This window comes from Solimonas fluminis (genome assembly GCF_002930645.1).
GTDB classification, from domain to species: domain Bacteria; phylum Pseudomonadota; class Gammaproteobacteria; order Nevskiales; family Nevskiaceae; genus Solimonas_A; species Solimonas_A fluminis.
The window spans coordinates 307,312-323,629 of sequence record NZ_PSNW01000001.1; the positions used below are offsets into that span (position 1 = coordinate 307,312).

Consider the following 16,318-nt stretch of genomic DNA (forward strand, 5'->3'; position numbering starts at 1 on the left):
GAGCATGCCCCACCCGAACGACAAGCTGGCGCGGCTGCTGCGCACGCAGCCGGCGAAACTGGACTTCCTGTCCGTGCTGGCCGAGGCCGACCGGCAGAAGCTGGCCGGCGACATCGAGCAGGCGCGCCAGGCCCATTCGAAGCACATCCGCGGCAGCATGGAGGAAGCCCTGAACCAGCTGCCCTGGCTGCTGCGCGCCCCCATCAGGAAGCTCTTCGGCGTATGAACATCGACCGCGACACCGAGCTGCGGCGCCTGGCGCGCGTGCTGCACCGCGAGCCCGGGCAACTGGGCCATCTCGCCGCGCTGGACGGTGCCGGCCTGATGAAGCTGCGCACGCTGATCCAGAACAGCCTGCTGGAGGAATTCGCCGGGCTGTTCGAGAAGATCGCCGCCAGCGGCAAGCTGGCGCCGGATGCGCTGAGCGCCCTGCTGTGCCGCAAGGTCTTCGGTCCCAGCATCACCGCCAACATGTCCTACTACGTGCCGGCCGACCGCGCGGCCCGCATGTGCAAGCATTTCGACGACGAGTTCATGGCCGAGATCGCCCGCGAGCAGATTCCGGAGCGCGCGCAGGAGCAACTGGAGAAGCTGCCGGTGGAACTGATGCGCGGCGTCACGCGCCAGATGCTGGCCAGCCGCGACTACCACATCATGGGCGGCTTCACCGATTACCTGCCGGAACAGAAGGCGATGATCCTGATGGAGGAGATCGCCGACCCCGCCGACTCCCTGCGCATCTCCAGCTTCGCCCAGCGCAAGGACCGCATCGCGCGCCTGACCGCGCAGATGGACGACGGGCAGCTCATGCGCCTGATCGACGCCGCCTTCAAGGAGCCGGCCTTCATCCACGAGGTGGGGCTGGTCATGGCGCAGATGGACGCGAAGGACCAGCAGCGCATGGCCCGGCTCACCGATGCGGTGGACCCGAAGCACCGCGCCACGGCCCGCCGGGAGGCCGGCAAGAGCGGCACGCTGGAAGCGCTGCAGGCCTTCTTCGCCGCCTGAGCGGGACACGCCACGAAAGCGAAAGCCGGCATGACGCTGTCGGTGGTGAAGGGCCGCCGCGTCAGTCGCCGTCCAGCACCGCGCCCCGGTCGGCGCCGCTCACCAGCCGCGCGAACTTCGCCAGCACGCCGCGGGTATAGCGCGGTGCCGGCTGCCTCCAGGCCGCGCGGCGCGTCGCCAGTTCCTCGTCGGAGACATGGACCTGGATCAGCTGCCGGTGGGCATCGATGGTGATGCGGTCACCCTCCTGCAGCAGTGCGATCGGACCGCCGGCGAAGGCCTCCGGCGCGACATGGCCTACCACCATGCCCCAGGTGCCGCCGGAGAAGCGGCCGTCGGTGATGAAGCCCACGCTCTCGCCCAGGCCCTTGCCGATGATCGCCGAGGTGGGCGCCAGCATCTCGGGCATGCCCGGACCGCCGCGAGGGCCGATGTAGCGGATCACCAGCACGTCGCCGGCGCGGATGCGGTCGCCCAGGATCGCCTCCATCGCCTCGGGCTCGGAATCGAAGACGCGCGCCGGGCCGGTGATGACCGGGTTCTTCAGGCCGGTGATCTTGGCCACGGCGCCGTTCGGGGCGAGGTTGCCCTTGAGGATCGCCAGGTGACCCTCCTTGTACAGCGGCTTGTCGAAGGGGCGGATCACGTCCTGGTCGGCGCGCGGTTCGGCCGGGATGTGCGCCAGCTCCTCGGCCAGGGTCCTGCCGGTGACGGTGAGGCAGTCGCCATGCACCAGGCCCTTCACCAGCAGCATCTTCAGCACCTGCGGCACGCCGCCGGCCTTGTGGAAGTCCACGGCGACATAGGCACCCGAGGGCTTGAGGTTGCACAGCACCGGCACCCGGCGGCGCACGCGCTCGAAGTCGTCCAGCGACCACTCCAGGCCGGCGGCATGAGCCATGGCCAGGAAATGCAGCACCGCGTTGGTGGAGCCGCCGGTGGCCATCACCAGGGCGATGGCGTTCTCGATGCTCTTGCGCGTGACGACGTCGCGCGGCCGGATGCCCAGCCGGATCGCGTTGACCAGCACCGCGGCGGACTGCGCCACGCTGTCGCCCTTCTCGGGATCGGGGTTGGCCATCTGCGAGGAGCCCAGCAGCGACATGCCCAGCGCCTCGAAGGCCGAGGACATGGTGTTGGCGGTGTACATGCCGCCGCAGGCGCCATGGCTGGGGCAGGCGTTCTTCTCGATGCCGTCGAAGTCCTCTCGGCTCATCCTGCCGGCGGTGAAGCTGCCCACGGCCTCGAAGGGCGAGACGATGGTCAGGGCCTGGCCCTTCCAGAAACCGGGCTTGATGGTGCCGCCGTAGCAGAATAGCCCCGGTACGTTCATGCGCAGCATGGCGATCATGGCGCCGGGCATGTTCTTGTCGCAGCCGCCGATGGCCAGCACGCCGTCCATGAACTGCGACTGCACCGCGGTCTCGATCGAATCGGCGATCACCTCGCGCGACACCAGCGAGAACTTCATGCCCTCGGTGCCCATCGAGATGCCGTCGGTGACGGTGGGGAAGCCGAAGGTCTGCGGCATGGCGCCGGCGGCCTTCAGCGCCGCTTCCGCACGGTCGGCGAGCGGCCCCAGGCCGGCGTTGCAGGGGTTCATCGTCGAGTGGCCGCTGGCGACGCCGACGATGGGCTTGTCGAAGTCGCTGTCGGTGAAGCCCACCGCACGCAGCATGGCGCGGTTGGGCGAACGGGCGATGCCCTCGGTGATGTTGCGCGAGCGGCTGTTAAGAACCGGCTTCCTGGCGTCGGACATGGCGGACCTGGCTGATGAGACGGGTGTGGAACCGTATCATGTCGGGACCATGAGCAGCCCCGACATCCCGCCGGTCCAGCACTGGATCGACCGCTTGTTCGCCCGCCACGAGCGCGAACTGACCTTCCGCGAGATTTCCCGCGGACTCGCCGCCCTGACCCAGGACTACGTGCAGAAGCGCCAGCGCCTGCAGAAGGATGCCTTCGAGGGCCGCGGCAAGCGCGCCGCCTTCGCCTGCTACTACGGGCCGGTGCATTTCCTGCTGCTGCAGCGGGTGTTCGCCGCACTGGACGTGGCCGCCACCGCTCCCCTGCCCGCGCTGGACCTGGGCTGCGGCACCGGCGTGGCCGGCGCCGCCTGGGCCCGCTGCTGGAACCCCGCCCCGCCGGTCACCGGCGTGGAGCCCAACGGCTGGTCCCTGGCCGAGGCCCGCGAGACCTGGCGCGACCTGGGCCTGCAGGGCCGGCCCGTCGGCGGCCCCCTGGAGAAGCTGCGCTGGCCGCGCGGCCCCCAGGCGGTCCTGGGAGCCTACGTGGTCAACGAACTGTCCATCGAGGGCCGCCTGGCCCTGCAGAAGGAACTGCTGCGCCAGATCCAGCAGGGCAGCGCCGTGTTCATCGTCGAACCGCTGGCCACCCGCATCGTGCCCTGGTGGTTCGACTGGACCGAGGCCTTCAGGACGGCCGGCGGCCGCATCGACGAATGGCGCTACTCCCTGGACCTGCCGGAGCGGGTCGCCCTGCTCGGCAAGGCCGGCGGCCTGGACCCGCGTGAGCATGGCTGCCGCACACTGTGGGTCCCGCCGCAGGCGGCTGCGTCCGGAATCAGGGCCTGAACAGGACGCGGTAGTTCAGCTCGATCGGCCGGGTCTGCAGCAGGTTCTCCTGCGCATCGCCGGTGGCGACCTCCAGCTGTGCCCGGTAGTCACCCGGCGGCAGCGTGGTGCGCGTGATGCTCACCACCAGCTTCAGCTCCGGCGGCTCGCCATCGATGCGCGCGGTGAACCAGTCCGCGGTCTCGCCGACGGCGGGGCCGGTGCCGATGCGCTTGGCCTTGTCCTTGTCCACGCGCACCACCAGGGTCTGCGGCGGCGGCGGTGCCGGCTGCCCCTGCACGGCGCTGAAGCTGAGGCTTCCGCCCTCCACCTCCAGGCCGCTGGCCGGCGGCGGGGGCGCCCGGCCGCAGGCAGCGGCCAGCGCCAGCAGCAGGCCGGCGGCGAGCAGCCGGGGACCCCTCACGGCCATCGGCATGTCGCTCCTCAACCCTTGGGCTGCGGCACGACGCGCAGGTAGGGCTTGAGTTCCTTCCAGCCCTGCGGGAACAGCTTCTTCGCATCCTCGTTGTTGACCGCGGGCACGATGATCACGTCGTCGCCCTGCTTCCAGTTCACCGGCGTGGCGACCTTGTGCTTGTCGGTGAGTTGCAGCGAGTCGATCACGCGCAGCACCTCGTCGAAGTTGCGGCCGGTGCTGGCCGGATAGGTCAGCGTCAGGCGGATCTTCTTGTTCGGGTCCACGATGAACACCGAGCGCACGGTGAAGGTGTCGCTGGCATTCGGATGGATCATGTCGTAGAGGTTCGCCACCTTCTTGTCGGCATCGGCGATCAGCGGGAAGTTGAGCGAGGCCCCCTGGGTCTCGGCGATGTCCTTGCTCCAGCCGTGATGGTCCTCGAGCTTGTCCACCGACAGGCCGATGGCCTTGACGTTGCGCTTCTCGAACTCCGGCTTGAGCTTGGCGGTGTAGCCCAGTTCCGTGGTGCAGACCGGCGTGTAGTTGCGCGGATGGCTGAACAGCACGCCCCAGGAGCCGCCCAGCCATTCGTGGAAGCGGATGCGGCCTTCGGTGGTTTCCGCCTCGAAGTCGGGGGCGATATCGCCCAATCGCAGTGTCATGTCGTTCTCCTGTGGGGTTCGGGGGGCTCCATGATGCGCCGTTCCCGCGCCAGATCAAGACATAAGGACAGAACCAATCCGCGCCTCATCCTCCGGGACCAGCGGCAGCGGCGCCTGCAACTCCACCACGGTGCCGCCGTATTCGCCCTGGTTCCAGTGGATGCGGCCGCGCAGCAGCTCGGTACGCGCGCACATGCTGCGCATGCCGATGCCCGGGCGGCTGCCCTCGAAGCCGCAGCCGGCGTCGGCGACCTGCATGCGCAGGCGGCCGCCGCCCAGCGCGAAATCCACGCGGATTTCCGGCGCCGAGCCGTGACGCAGGGCGTTGCTGACCGCCTCGCGCAGGATGCGCGCCAGGTGGAAGGCGAACAGCGAAGGCACGGCCAGGTCGTCGCCATCCTCGGGATAGCTCCAGCGCAGCCGGCAGCCGGCCCGCTCGGTCCGCTGCTGGGCCTCCGCCTCCATCTCCGCCAGCGTGCCGCGCAGGCTCACGGCCGTTCCGGGGTCGAAGATGACGACCTCGCGCAGGTCCGCCAGTGCGGAACGCGCCAGCTCGACGTTGGCCTCGTTTTCACCGGTATGGATCAGCGTCAGCAGCTTGCCGCCCAGGTCCTCGTGCAGGTCGCGGTGGATGCGCTCCCGCTCCTCCAGCGCCGACTGCTGGCGCTCCAGCTCGCAGCGCCGCTCGAATCCCTGCTCCAGGCTGCGCCGGGCCTCGGCCACGCGCGTCTCCAGCAACAGGTTGAGATCCTCGACGTCACGGCGCGCCACCAGGCTGCGGTCGAGCACGCGCCAGCCCAGGGCCGTCAGGAACAACGACACCGCCAGGGGCAGCAGGAAGATGCTGTGCGCGTACCAGTCCGGCGAGCGCGTCAGGGCCAGGCCGAAATCGTGCAGCGCGCACAGCAGCTGCAGCCCCAATCCGCTGCACAGCAGCGCGGCGTCGCGCCGGTGCCCGTGCCGGCCCAGGGCGAAGGCAAGCCCGTACACCAGCCCCAGCAGGCTCAGCAGGTTGAAGAAGGACCCGAGGTAGCGCAGCGCCCACCACCCGCCCAAGACATTGCATAGCGTCCCGGCCGCCGCCAGCGCCAGCAGGGTCTTTTCGATCCGCGGCCGGCGTACGCCCAGGAAGCGATGCACGAACAGCAGCTGCAGCGCACAGGCCCAGTCGATGCTGCTGTGGATCAGCACCAGCTGGTAGCGCCCCGGCAGCGGCAGATCGTGCAGCGCCATGCTGGCGCTGAAGGCGCTCCAGCAGACCGCACAGAGCGCAAACCAGAGATACAGCGACTGGTCGCGGTTGCGCAGGAACAGCGTCAGGCTGAACAGCGCCGTCACCACGGTCAGCAGCAACAGCGCGAAGCCCAGGTCATCCTGCAGCAGGCTGCGCCGGTCGTAGCGCGGCTGCAGTTCGCGCAACGTGCCGGCTTCCGGCGGATACAGGCCCGTGAAATGAGGATAGCCGCGCAGGTAGACGTGCACGACATTGCGGCCATCGGACGACAGCAGGGACTGCGGCACGGCGAACAGCAGCGGACGGTTGGCATTGAACGCGATCGGCTCGTCGAAGCGGCCGCCGTCGCCGATGAAGCCGCGGTTGAAGTAGGCCGCCAGATTGATGCCGCCCCGCAGGAAGTACAGTGCCCAAGGCTCCTGCGCCGGCGCCGGCGTATCGACCCGGAAGCGATACCAGCCGCTGCTGCCCTCGGCCCGCCGGCCGGGCTGCTGCCAGGGATCCGGCAGCTGGACCGGACGCCAGCGGGGGTCGGCATCGTCCGGCAGCTGCATCGAGGCCTCGGGCAGGAATTCGCCGGCCGTCAGGCGCAGGCTGTCGGCGCCCCAGGCCAGGCCGCCGCCCAGGTACAGGACCAGGACCAGCAGCGCCGTCGTCCATCTCCCCCGCCACTTGCCTGCCACCCTTCCCCCATGTCGGCCGATACCGGCGGATTCTGCCGCCAAGGCGGCGCCCCTGAGAACCCGGGGCAAGGCTCAGCCGCCCATCGGCAGCGGCGCGCGCAACTCGACGCAGGTGCCGCCGCCGGGCCGCGGCAACCAGCGCACGCTGCCCCGCAACTGCCGCGCGCGGGCCAGCATCCGGTTCATGCCGCCGCCGGGGCGGTAGGGGCCGCCACCGCTGCCGTCGTCGCGCACTTCCAGCCGCAACTCGCCGCCCGGCTCCACCGCCATGGCCACCTCGACCTGCCCCGGGCGGCCATGGTGCAAGGCATTGCCCAGTGCCTCGCGCAGGATGCGCGCCAGGTGGAAGGCGAAGCCGGACGGCACCTCCAGCCGGTCCGCCTCGTCCGGATACTGCCAATCGAGCCGGCACTGCATGTCCTGGGCGCGCTGCCGCGCCTCCGTTTCCATTTCCGACAGCGCCCCGCGCAGGCTGATGGTGTCCTCCGGATTGAGCGACACCACCTCGCGCAGGTCGGCCAGCGCGGAACGCGCCAGCGCCACGTTCTGGTCGCTGCCGGCCGAATGCACCAGGGTCAGCAGCTTGGCGCCCAGGTCGTCGTGCAGGTCGCGGTGGATGCGCTCGCGCTCCTCCAGGCGCGCCTGCTCCCGCTCCAGCGCGTAGCGCTGCGCATAAGCCTGCTCCACCTCCGCCCGCACCACCGCCACGCGGGCCTCGAGATTGCGGTTCAGCTGGTCCAGCTCGCGCCGCACGACCAGGGAACGGTCGATCAGGCGCCAGGCCATCGCATACAGGAACACTGGCACGGCGAAATGCGTCAGCAGCACCGGGTTGAGGTAGCGCTCTTCGGCACCCACGATCACCGGCAGGGCGTCGTTGACCGCCAGCAGCAGCTCCAGCCCGAGGCCGACGCAGAGCAGCACGACCTCGCCGCGGGGCAGCCGGCGTCCGCGGCTCATGGCAAAGGCCAGGCAATAGGCCAGGCTGGCCAGCCCCGGCAGGTGCATCAGGCTGCCGATGTAGCGCAGCTGCCACCAGCTGCCGAGGAAGTTGGACAAGGTGCTGAGCACGGCCAGCCCCAGCATCAGGCGCTCCAGCCAGGGCCGGCGCATCTCGAGGAAGCGGTGCACGAACACCATCTGGGCGGCGAAGGACCAATCGATCGCGCTGTGCATCAGGGCCAGCCAGTACCGGCCCGGCAGGGGCGGCTGGCTGAACGCCATGTTGGCGCAGAACACGGTCCAGCAGGCCGCGGTGAGGCCGAACCAGAAATAGACCGGCTGGTCCGGGTAGCGCCGCCAGAAGCTCAGCCCGAAGCTGGAGGCGACCAGGGTCAGCAGCATCAGGCCGAGGCCGGCGTGGTTCTGCAGCAGGCGCCGCAATTCGTAGCGGGACTGCAGCGGTTCCAGCGGCCCGGCCTCGAAGGGCGGCAGGCCGGTGAAATGCGGGTAGCCGCGCAGGTAGACGTGGACGAGGTTGCCTTCGGCGCGCCACAGCGGCGTGGGCAGCGTGAACAACAGGGCCCGGTTGGCGTGCAGGGTCATCGGCTCGTCGAAGCGGCCGCCGTCGCCCACGAAGCTGCGGTTGAAGTAGACGGCGAGATTCAGGCTGGCGCGCTGGAAGTACAGCGCCCGGGCCTGCCGGGCCTGGGCCGGCGCGTCGAGGCGGAAGCGGTACCAGCCGGCGCTGCCCTGCGCAAAGCGTTCCTCGCCGCGCCAGACGTCGGGTAGCAGGATCGGGCGCCAGCGCGGATCGGCGTCATCGGGCAGCGCCGGAGAGGCGTCCGGCAGGAACTCGCCCGATTGCAGCACGAGGGCCGACTCGTCCAGGGCTTGCGCAGGCGCCGCCGCGCCTGCCAGCAGCAGGCACAGCAACAGCCATCGCCACAACCTGCCTGCGCCGGCCACCCAGCCCCCTGGCGCCCGCGGCGCCCCATGCGTCGTTCAGGCGGATTGTGCCTTGTGGCCGAAGCGCGCAGCGAGTCCCGCCGCCGCCACCGCCAGGCCCACGGTCAGCCCCCACCAGATGCCGGAAGGCCCCAGGCCGGCATGGAAGGCCAGCCACCAGCCCGCCGGAAAGCCCACCGCCCAGTAGGCGAAGACCGTGATCAGCATCGGCAGCCGCGTGTCCTTGATGCCGCGCAGGGCACCGTTGGCCGTGACCTGCACCGCATCGAAGAACTGGAACGCCGCCGCCAGCCACAGGAACTTCACCGCCAGGGCGCCGATCGCCGCATCGCCGGTGTAGAGCCGCACGATCAGCGGCGCCAGCAGCAGCATGATCAGGGCGTTGGAAGCCGCATTGAGCAGGCCCAGCTGCATGCCGACGCGGCCGCGGAAGCGGACCTCGGCCGCGCCCAGTCCGCCGCCCGCCGCCTGGCCCACCCGCACGGTACAGGCCAGGCCCATGCCCAGGGGGATCATGAACAGCAGGGCCGCGAAATTGATGGCGATCTGGTAGGCCGCCACGGTGGACTCGCCGAACTGCGACATCAGCAGGGCCGCCATCACGAACAGCCCGGCCTCCGCCGCCAGGATCAGCCCGATCGGCAGGCCCAGGCGCAGCACCTCGGCGGAATCGCCCGCCGGGTGCCCCAGGCGGCCGTGGAACAGGCGTACCGGCCGCAGCGCAGGCCGCAGCTGGTACTGCAGCGCCAGGGTCGCGGCCATCACCAGGGCCGCGATCGAGGTGGCCCAGCCGCAGCCTGCCGCCCCCAGGGCCGGCAGGCCCCAGTGCCCGAACAGCAGCCCCCAGGCCAGCAGCGCATTGACCGCCAGGCCGACGATGCCCGCCAGCAGGATCGGCCGCGGCTGGCCCAGGCCCTCGGCGGTATAGCGGAGCACGAACCAAGCGCTGAAGCCGAAGGCGCTCCAGGACAGCGCGTGCAGGAATTCCACCGCGATGCGGGAAGTATCGGCCGGCAGGCCGAGCCGCCCGATCAGCGGCCCGGCCGACAGGCGCAGCGCCAGCCACCAGACCATGGCCACCGCCAGCCCCAGCGGCAGGATTTCGCGCAGGAACACGCCGGTCTCGGCCGCCGGCCGGCCGGCGCCACTGCGCTGCGCCACGATCGGCGAGCAGGCCATCAGCACGCCATGGAAGAAGATGAAGAACAGCACCGCGTAGTTCGCCCCCACCGCCACCGCGGCCAGCGCCTGCGCTCCCAGCTGCCCGGCGAGGATCGTGTCCACGGTTCCCATGCCCACGGCCGCGATCTGCGCCACCACCAGCGGCAGCGCCAGCTTCAGGTTGGCAGCGGCTTCACGGCGGAACGCGCCGCCGGAAGAAGGCAGGGACAGGTCGGTCATGGGGACTCCGGGGGGCGCGAAGTGTACTGCATGCACGCAGGCCGGCCGCCGCGCAGGCACAATAGCCGCGCCATGACCGCCACCTTGCAGCTCGTTTTCGTCACCTGCCCGGCCGATGCCGCCGAGAGCCTGGCGCGTGCGCTGGTCGAGGCGCGCGTCGCCGCCTGCGTCAACGTCCTGCCGCACGTGGTCTCGGTCTACCGCTGGCAGGACGCGGTGCAGCGCGACGAGGAGGCGCTGCTGCTGATCAAGGCGCCGGCGGAGGGCTTCGACGCCCTGCGCCAGGCCGTGCTGGCGCGGCACCCCTACGAACTTCCCGAGATCGTCGCGGTCCACCCCGACGCCGTTCACCAACCGTACCTGGACTGGATTCTCGCTTCATGCCGCTGATCCGCATGCTGTTGCTGGCGCTGGCCTGCAGCCTCGCCACGGGCGCCGCCGCCCGGCCGCTGCTCTCCCCCCTGCCGACCGAGGAAGGCCTGCTGCCGGTGGAGGAAGCCTTCCAGCTGCTGCCGGCGCGGCGCCAGGCGCAGACGCTGAAGCTGGAGTGGAACATCGCACCCGGCTACTACCTCTACCGCGGCCAGCTGGCCTTCGAGGTGCTGGCCCCGCAGGGCTTCCGCCTGGCGCCGCCGCGCCTGCCTTCCGGCGAGAAGCTGCAGGACCCCGAGTTCGGCCTGGTCGAGGTCTACCGCGGCATCGTCGGTGCCGAATTCGACCTGCCGCCGGGCCTGAAGGGTCCGCTGAAGCTGCGCGTGCGCTACCAGGGCTGCGCCGACCTCGGAATCTGCTATCCGCCGCAGCAGCGCCAGCTCGCCGTGCCCGCGGCGGCGGTGCGCTCATGAGCCGCCGCGGCTGGCTGGCCGCCGGCTTCATAGCCGCCGGCGCCGCGGCGATGGCGGCGGGCTTCCTGGCCTCCGGCTGGTGGCTGGGCGGCAGCCGCATGCAGGGCGAACCCGCCCCCGCGGTGGCGCTGACCGACCTCTCCGGGCAGACGCGCACGCTGGCCCAATGGCAGGGCAAGCTGCTGCTGGTGAACTTCTGGGCCACCTGGTGCGCTCCCTGCGTGGACGAGATCCCGCTGCTGGTGGAAGCGCAGGCGCGCTATGGCGCCAAGGGCTTGCAGGTCCTGGGGCCGGCCTTCGACGAACCGGAGCCGGCGCGCGCCATGGCGCAGCGCCTTCGCATCAACTACCCGGTCTCCGCCGACCTGGCCCAGGCCGACGCGGCTGCCCGTGCACTGGGCAACCACAACGGCATGCTGCCCTATACCGTGTTGATTTCACGGGACGGACGCATCCTGAAGACCGTCCTGGGCGGCATGACACGCGAACAAATCGATACACTTGTGCAGGAACACTTGTAAGCTGGATCGCACAAGTATCTCCCCTGAACGTACGGTATCTTGCACCGAATTGCAGCGAACTTGCGTTTTTGGCTTTTCTGACGGCAGAATCCGGGCACTTTCGCACCGGAAACCGCCTGCTTGAGCCACCTGCTCCTCATCAACGGCCCCAACCTGAACCTGCTCGGCACCCGCGAGCCCGGCATCTACGGCTCCGCGACGCTGGCCGACATCGAGAAGGGACTGGCAGAGGAAGCCCAGCGTCTGGGCCATCGGCTGGCGACCTTCCAGAGCAACCAGGAAGGCCAGATCGTCGAGCGGGTTCAGCAGGCGCGCGCCGAGGGCGTGGATTTCATCCTGATCAACCCCGCCGCCTTCACCCACACGAGCGTCGCCATCCGCGATGCACTGCTGGCGGTGGCGATCCCGTTCATCGAAGTGCACCTGTCGAATGTGCACGCCCGTGAACAGTTCCGGCATCACTCTTACTTCTCGGACATCGCCGTCGGCCAGATCGTGGGCCTGGGTCCGCTGGGCTACCGGCTGGCCCTGCAGGCCGCCCACGAGCGTCTCGCCAAGCGCTGACGGCACCACCAACGAAAGCTCCCCCAGGAGGGACATTCAAATGGATTTGCGCAAGATCAAGACCCTGATCGACCTCGTCGAGCAGTCCGGCATCTCGGAACTCGAAGTCAAGGAAGGCGAGGAGTCGGTCCGCATCAGCCGCAACACCGGCCCGGTGACGCAGTACGTCGCCGCCCCGGCGCTGGCGCCGGCCGCGCTGCCCGCTCCGGCTCCGGTCGCCGCCGCCCCGGCGGCCGCTCCCGCTGCCGCGCCGGCCGCCGCGCCGCGTGCCGCCTCGGACAGCCGCCACATCGTCAAGGCGCCGATGGTCGGCACCTTCTATCGTTCGCCCTCGCCCGGCGCCAAGGCCTTCGTCGAGGTCGGCCAGACCGTCAAGGCCGGACAGGTGCTGTGCATCATCGAGGCGATGAAGATGCTGAACCAGATCGAGTCCGACAAGGCCGGCGTGGTCGTCGAGATCCTGGCGGACAACGAGAAGCCGGTGGAATTCGACCAGCCCCTGTTCGCCATCGAGTGAAACGAAAATGGCGAACACAATGATCATGGTCGCCAGCGCGTGAGCGGCCTGCCATGAAAGAAATCAAGAAAATCCTCATCGCCAACCGCGGCGAAATCGCACTGCGCATCCTGCGCTGCTGCCGCGAGATGGGCATCAAGACGGTGGCGGTCTACTCCACCGCCGACCGCGAACTCAAGCATGTGGCCCTGGCCGACGAAGCGGTCTGCATCGGCCCCGCACCGGCGACCAAGTCCTACCTCAACATGCCGGCGCTGATCGCTGCGGCCGAGATCACCCAGGCCGACGCGATCCACCCGGGCTACGGCTTCCTCTCCGAGAATGCCGACTTCGCCGAATCGGTCGAGAAATCCGGCTTCATCTTCATCGGCCCGCGTCCCGAGACCATCCGACTGATGGGCTCCAAGACCAACGCCAAGGCCGCGATGATCGCCGCCGGCGTACCCTGCGTGCCCGGCTCCGAGGGCGTGCTGCCCGACGACGAGAAGGAGTGCCTGGCCACCGCCGAGCGCGTCGGCTATCCGGTGCTGATCAAGGCGGCCGCGGGCGGCGGCGGGCGCGGCATGCACGTGGTGCGCTCGCCGGACGAGCTGATCCAGAAGATCCAGCTGGCGCGCACCGAGGCGCTCAACGCCTTCAAGGACGACTCCGTGTTCATGGAGAAATTCCTGCAGGGCCCGCGCCACATCGAGTTCCAGGTGCTGTCCGACGGCCAGGGCAACGCGATCCACCTCGGCGAGCGCGACTGCTCCATGCAGCGCCGCAACCAGAAGGTGGTGGAGGAATCCCCCGCTCCCGGCATCACGCAGAAGCAGCGCGACGAGATCGGCCTGCTGTGCGTGGAGGCCTGCAAGCGCATCGGCTACCGCGGCGCCGGCACCTTCGAGTTCCTCTACGAGAAGGGCCAGTTCTACTTCATCGAGATGAACACCCGCATCCAGGTGGAGCACCCGGTGACCGAGCTGGTCACGGGCGTGGACCTGATCCGCGAGATGATCAAGATCTCCGCGGGCCGGCCGCTGAAGAAGCAGCAGAAGCACGTGCGCCTGCGCGGCCACGCGATCGAGTGCCGCATCAACGCCGAGAACGCACGCACCTTCATCCCCTCGCCCGGCGAGATCAAGAAGTACCATGCGCCCGGCGGCCCGGGCGTGCGCCTGGACAGCCATGTCTACACCGGCTACCGCGTGCCGCCGAACTACGACTCCATGATCGGCAAGCTGATCACCTGGGGCTCGGACCGCAAGTCGGCGATCGCGCGCATGCGCCAGGCCCTGGCCGAGATGATCATCGAGGGCATCCAGACCAACACCACGCTGCAGAGCCGCATCATGCGCGACCCGGTGTTCCGCGAGGGCGCGCACAACATCCACTATCTCGAGCAGATGCTCGCGGAGTGGCAGACCGAGTAGCCCCCCCAAAAAAAGGCCCGCGAAAGCGGGCTTTTTCCTGGGCGCCGGCGCGCTTCACTCCTTCACGGGCCGGGTTTGCCGCAGCAGCGGCTCCAGGTCCACCTCGAGCAGGCTCATCTGCTCCCGGTAGAGCGCATCGGCGCTGTCCCTGGCCAGCCGCTGCAGTTCGCCGCTGGCCACCAGGTAGCCGTGCGAGGCGAGCTGGCATTCCTTGAAGGCCAGATACTGGTCCGGCGCCAGCTGCTCCCCTGCCCGGACCCGTCCGTGGGTTCCCGGCTCCAGCAGGCCGCAGCTATGGGCGCCGGCGTACAGGTAGGCCTGCGCCGCCGCCTTGCCTTCGCCGGCAGCCGCCAGCAGATCGCCCAGGCCCCGCTGCAGTTCCGAGATGCGCATCGCCGGCTCGAGGTCCATCTGCCCCTGCACGCCGGCGGCGGTGGAGAACCGGACCCAGGCGGTGGCCCGCTCGTAGGCCACCACGGCGGCTTCCTTCAGCCTTGCCGCTTCGGCGGTCTTGCCCTGCTGGCGCAACCCGGCCGCGCGCGCGGCCAGGGTGGCGGCCACGTCGCTCTCCAGGTCTTCGCTGGCCACCAGGTTGCTGTGCTGCAGGCGCAGCTTGTGCTCGTTGCCGGCAGCCGCCTCGAAGCTGCCGTAGACCGCGTCGGCCGCTTCGCGCGCGTTGCCGAGCAGCTGGATCATGGCCGCCTGCTGGTCGGCCATGACCAATACCTGGATCAGCTCCGACTGCAGCCGCAGGTTGTCGATCAGCGTGTGGAAATGCTTGCCGCCGTCGTAGTGCTCCATCATGCGCACATAGCCCTGTTCCAGCACCGCGGAGGCGCCCTTGAGGTCGCCCCGCTTGCGCAGGATGGAGCCGAAGACGGCCTGTGCATGCAGGAATTCGCGGAACAGCGCATGACGCACGGAGCCGTCGGCGTCCGGCGCCTCCATGGCGCGCTCGTAGCCGGCGATCAGGGCGCGGCATTGCTGGTCGTCCTGCTCACCGAAACAGCCGAACTGGTGCCCGGTGGCGTCGCGATAGCGCTGCTTCCAGCCGTCGCCGCCCTCCTGGGCGCCCGCCGCCATGGAGACTCCCCACAGCAGGATTCCCAGCCACTTCGCTCGGCGCATCGCCGCTCCCGTTGGCCGCGCCGACCGCGCAGCAGGTCCAGCGCCGGCTCAGCGCTTCTTCACGCGCGCCATCAGGCGGCGCTTCTTCTTGATCTGGCGGCCGGTCAGCTCGTTCTTGCGGCCCTTGAAGGGGTTGTCGCCGGTCTTGAAGCTCAGCACCAGGGGCACGCCGACCAGCTTGAAGGCCTCGCGGAAGCGGTTGGTGAGGTAGCGCTTGTAGGCCTCGGGCAGCTTCTCGGTCTGGTTGCCGTGGACCACGATCTTGGGCGGGTTCTGGCCGCCCTGGTGGGCATAGCGCAGCTTGATGCGGCGGCCCAGCACGGCCGGCGGCTGGTGCTGCTCCACCGCCTTCTCGAGGATCTTGTTCAGTTCGGGCGTGGGCATCTCGCGCATGGTCGCGTCGTAGGCGTCCTGCACGAAACCCATCAGTTCGCCGACGCCGGTGCCATGCCGCGCGGAGATGTAGCGCACCGGCGCGTAGTCCAGGAACGGCATCTTCAGGCTGACCTGGTAGCGCACCTGCTCGCGCTCGTCGGACTGCAGGCCGTCCCACTTGTTGATGGCGATGATCATGGCGCGGCCGCGCTGGGCCACCAGGCCCAGCAGGCGCGCGTCCTGTTCGCTGATGTCGTTCTGGGCATCGAGCACGGCCACCACCACGTGGGCCCGCTCGATCGCCTCCAGCGTCTTGACGATGGAGAACTTCTCCACCGCCTCCCAGACGCGGGCGCGGCGGCGGATGCCGGCCGTGTCGATCAGGGTGAAGCGGTGGCCGTCGTAGTCAAAGGGCACCGCGATGGCGTCGCGCGTGGTGCCGGGCATGTCGGCGGCGACCACGCGTTCTTCGCCCAGCAGGCGATTGACCAGGGTCGACTTGCCGACGTTGGGGCGGCCGACGATGGCGACGCAGACGCCGTCCAGGGGCAGCGGCGCCGCCTGCTCCGGGTAGGACGCCAGCAGCTCCCGCAGCAGGCCGGCGATGCCGTCGCCGTGCTGGGCCGACACCGGCACCGGTTCGCCCAGGCCCAGGGCGTAGAAATCGCCGGCGACCGCGGTCTTGGTCTGGCCCTCCGACTTGTTGACCAGCAGCGTCAGCGGCTTGCCGAGCTTGCGCAACTGCTTGGCGATGGCCTCGTCGGGGCCCAGGCGCCCCTGCAGCCCGTCGACCAGGAACAGCACCAGGTCGGCCTCCTGCAGGGCGATCTGCGCCTGTTCCTCGGCCAGGGCCGCCAGCGGATCGGCCGACTCCGGCATCAGGCCGCCGGTGTCCACGACGATGAAAGCCTTGTTCTCGAAGCTCCCGAAGCCGTACTGGCGGTCGCGCGTCAGGCCCGGCAGGTCGGCGACCAGTGCATCGCGGGTCCCGGTCAGCCGGTTGAACAGCGTGGACTTGCCGACGTTGGGGCGGCCGACCAGGGCGATGGTGGGAATCTTCTCGTTCATG

Annotated in this window: 17 protein-coding genes; 9 read left to right on the forward strand and 8 right to left on the reverse strand. The window is 69.7% G+C overall.

Annotated features, from left to right (window positions below; all coding sequences use genetic code 11):
- The first annotated feature begins 4 nt into the window (after positions 1-4).
- On the forward strand, positions 5-226 hold the full coding sequence (locus tag C3942_RS01510; protein WP_104228563.1) for a hypothetical protein: 222 nt from the start codon (positions 5-7) through the stop codon (positions 224-226).
- Positions 223-1,008, forward strand: a complete 786-nt coding sequence (locus C3942_RS01515; RefSeq protein WP_104228564.1) for a hypothetical protein — start codon at positions 223-225, stop codon at positions 1,006-1,008. The genes C3942_RS01510 and C3942_RS01515 overlap by 4 nt, the downstream gene beginning before the upstream one ends.
- A gap of 61 nt (positions 1,009-1,069) precedes the next feature.
- On the opposite strand, the gene ilvD is transcribed toward C3942_RS01515, so the two are convergent.
- Positions 1,070-2,767 carry a dihydroxy-acid dehydratase gene (gene ilvD, locus C3942_RS01520; RefSeq protein ID WP_104228565.1) on the reverse strand — a complete coding sequence of 566 codons (1,698 nt, stop codon included), beginning with the start codon at positions 2,765-2,767 and terminating at the stop codon, positions 1,070-1,072.
- 49 nt (positions 2,768-2,816) lie between these two features.
- Here ilvD and C3942_RS01525 point away from each other — a divergent pair, with 49 nt between their 5' ends.
- The gene (locus C3942_RS01525) at positions 2,817-3,602 is read left to right on the forward strand and encodes a methyltransferase domain-containing protein (protein WP_104228566.1); all 786 of its coding nucleotides are present in this window, start codon (positions 2,817-2,819) and stop codon (positions 3,600-3,602) included.
- Here the strand turns inward: C3942_RS01525 and C3942_RS01530 are convergent.
- From C3942_RS01530 to C3942_RS01550, 5 genes are all read right to left on the reverse strand, one after another.
- Complete coding sequence (locus tag C3942_RS01530; protein WP_104228567.1) at positions 3,592-4,017, reverse strand: hypothetical protein; 426 nt, start codon at positions 4,015-4,017, stop codon at positions 3,592-3,594. The two genes, C3942_RS01525 and C3942_RS01530, sit on opposite strands and share 11 nt — an antisense overlap.
- Before the next feature lie 8 nt (positions 4,018-4,025).
- Positions 4,026-4,661 carry a peroxiredoxin gene (locus tag C3942_RS01535; RefSeq protein WP_104228568.1) on the reverse strand — a complete coding sequence of 212 codons (636 nt, stop codon included), beginning with the start codon at positions 4,659-4,661 and terminating at the stop codon, positions 4,026-4,028.
- A 54-nt stretch (positions 4,662-4,715) separates the two neighbouring features.
- Positions 4,716-6,578, reverse strand: coding sequence for a sensor histidine kinase (locus tag C3942_RS01540; protein ID WP_104228569.1), 1,863 nt, complete (start codon positions 6,576-6,578; stop codon positions 4,716-4,718).
- Positions 6,579-6,650: 72 nt separating this feature from the next.
- Positions 6,651-8,453, reverse strand: coding sequence for a sensor histidine kinase (locus tag C3942_RS01545; protein ID WP_104228570.1), 1,803 nt, complete (start codon positions 8,451-8,453; stop codon positions 6,651-6,653).
- Between the two features lie 69 nt (positions 8,454-8,522).
- Positions 8,523-9,887, reverse strand: a complete 1,365-nt coding sequence (locus C3942_RS01550) for an MATE family efflux transporter (protein WP_104228571.1) — start codon at positions 9,885-9,887, stop codon at positions 8,523-8,525.
- 72 nt (positions 9,888-9,959) lie between these two features.
- On the opposite strand from C3942_RS01550, the gene cutA reads away from it, so the two are divergent.
- The 6 genes from cutA (at position 9,960) to accC (ending at position 13,746) form a co-directional block, all read left to right on the forward strand.
- Positions 9,960-10,277, forward strand: coding sequence for a divalent-cation tolerance protein CutA (gene cutA / locus C3942_RS01555; protein ID WP_104228572.1), 318 nt, complete (start codon positions 9,960-9,962; stop codon positions 10,275-10,277).
- Entirely contained in the window at positions 10,268-10,732 is a 465-nt protein-coding gene (locus C3942_RS01560; RefSeq protein WP_104228573.1) for a protein-disulfide reductase DsbD N-terminal domain-containing protein, read from the forward strand. Before cutA ends, C3942_RS01560 begins: the two co-directional genes overlap by 10 nt.
- Positions 10,729-11,253, forward strand: coding sequence for a TlpA family protein disulfide reductase (locus C3942_RS01565; protein ID WP_104228574.1), 525 nt, complete (start codon positions 10,729-10,731; stop codon positions 11,251-11,253). Before C3942_RS01560 ends, C3942_RS01565 begins: the two co-directional genes overlap by 4 nt.
- Positions 11,254-11,373: 120 nt before the next feature.
- Positions 11,374-11,817, forward strand: coding sequence for a type II 3-dehydroquinate dehydratase (aroQ, locus tag C3942_RS01570; RefSeq protein WP_104228575.1), 444 nt, complete (start codon positions 11,374-11,376; stop codon positions 11,815-11,817).
- 40 nt (positions 11,818-11,857) lie between these two features.
- On the forward strand, positions 11,858-12,334 hold the full coding sequence (gene accB / locus C3942_RS01575) for an acetyl-CoA carboxylase biotin carboxyl carrier protein (RefSeq protein ID WP_104228576.1): 477 nt from the start codon (positions 11,858-11,860) through the stop codon (positions 12,332-12,334).
- 53 nt (positions 12,335-12,387) lie between these two features.
- A complete protein-coding gene (accC, locus tag C3942_RS01580; RefSeq protein ID WP_104228577.1) occupies positions 12,388-13,746 on the forward strand; it encodes an acetyl-CoA carboxylase biotin carboxylase subunit in 1,359 nt (452 codons plus the stop codon).
- Positions 13,747-13,800: 54 nt separating this feature from the next.
- On the opposite strand, the gene C3942_RS01585 is transcribed toward accC, so the two are convergent.
- Positions 13,801-14,874 carry a hypothetical protein gene (locus C3942_RS01585; protein WP_133164210.1) on the reverse strand — a complete coding sequence of 358 codons (1,074 nt, stop codon included), beginning with the start codon at positions 14,872-14,874 and terminating at the stop codon, positions 13,801-13,803.
- A gap of 48 nt (positions 14,875-14,922) precedes the next feature.
- Complete coding sequence (gene der / locus C3942_RS01590) at positions 14,923-16,317, reverse strand: ribosome biogenesis GTPase Der (protein WP_104228579.1); 1,395 nt, start codon at positions 16,315-16,317, stop codon at positions 14,923-14,925.
- Position 16,318 lies beyond the last annotated feature (1 nt).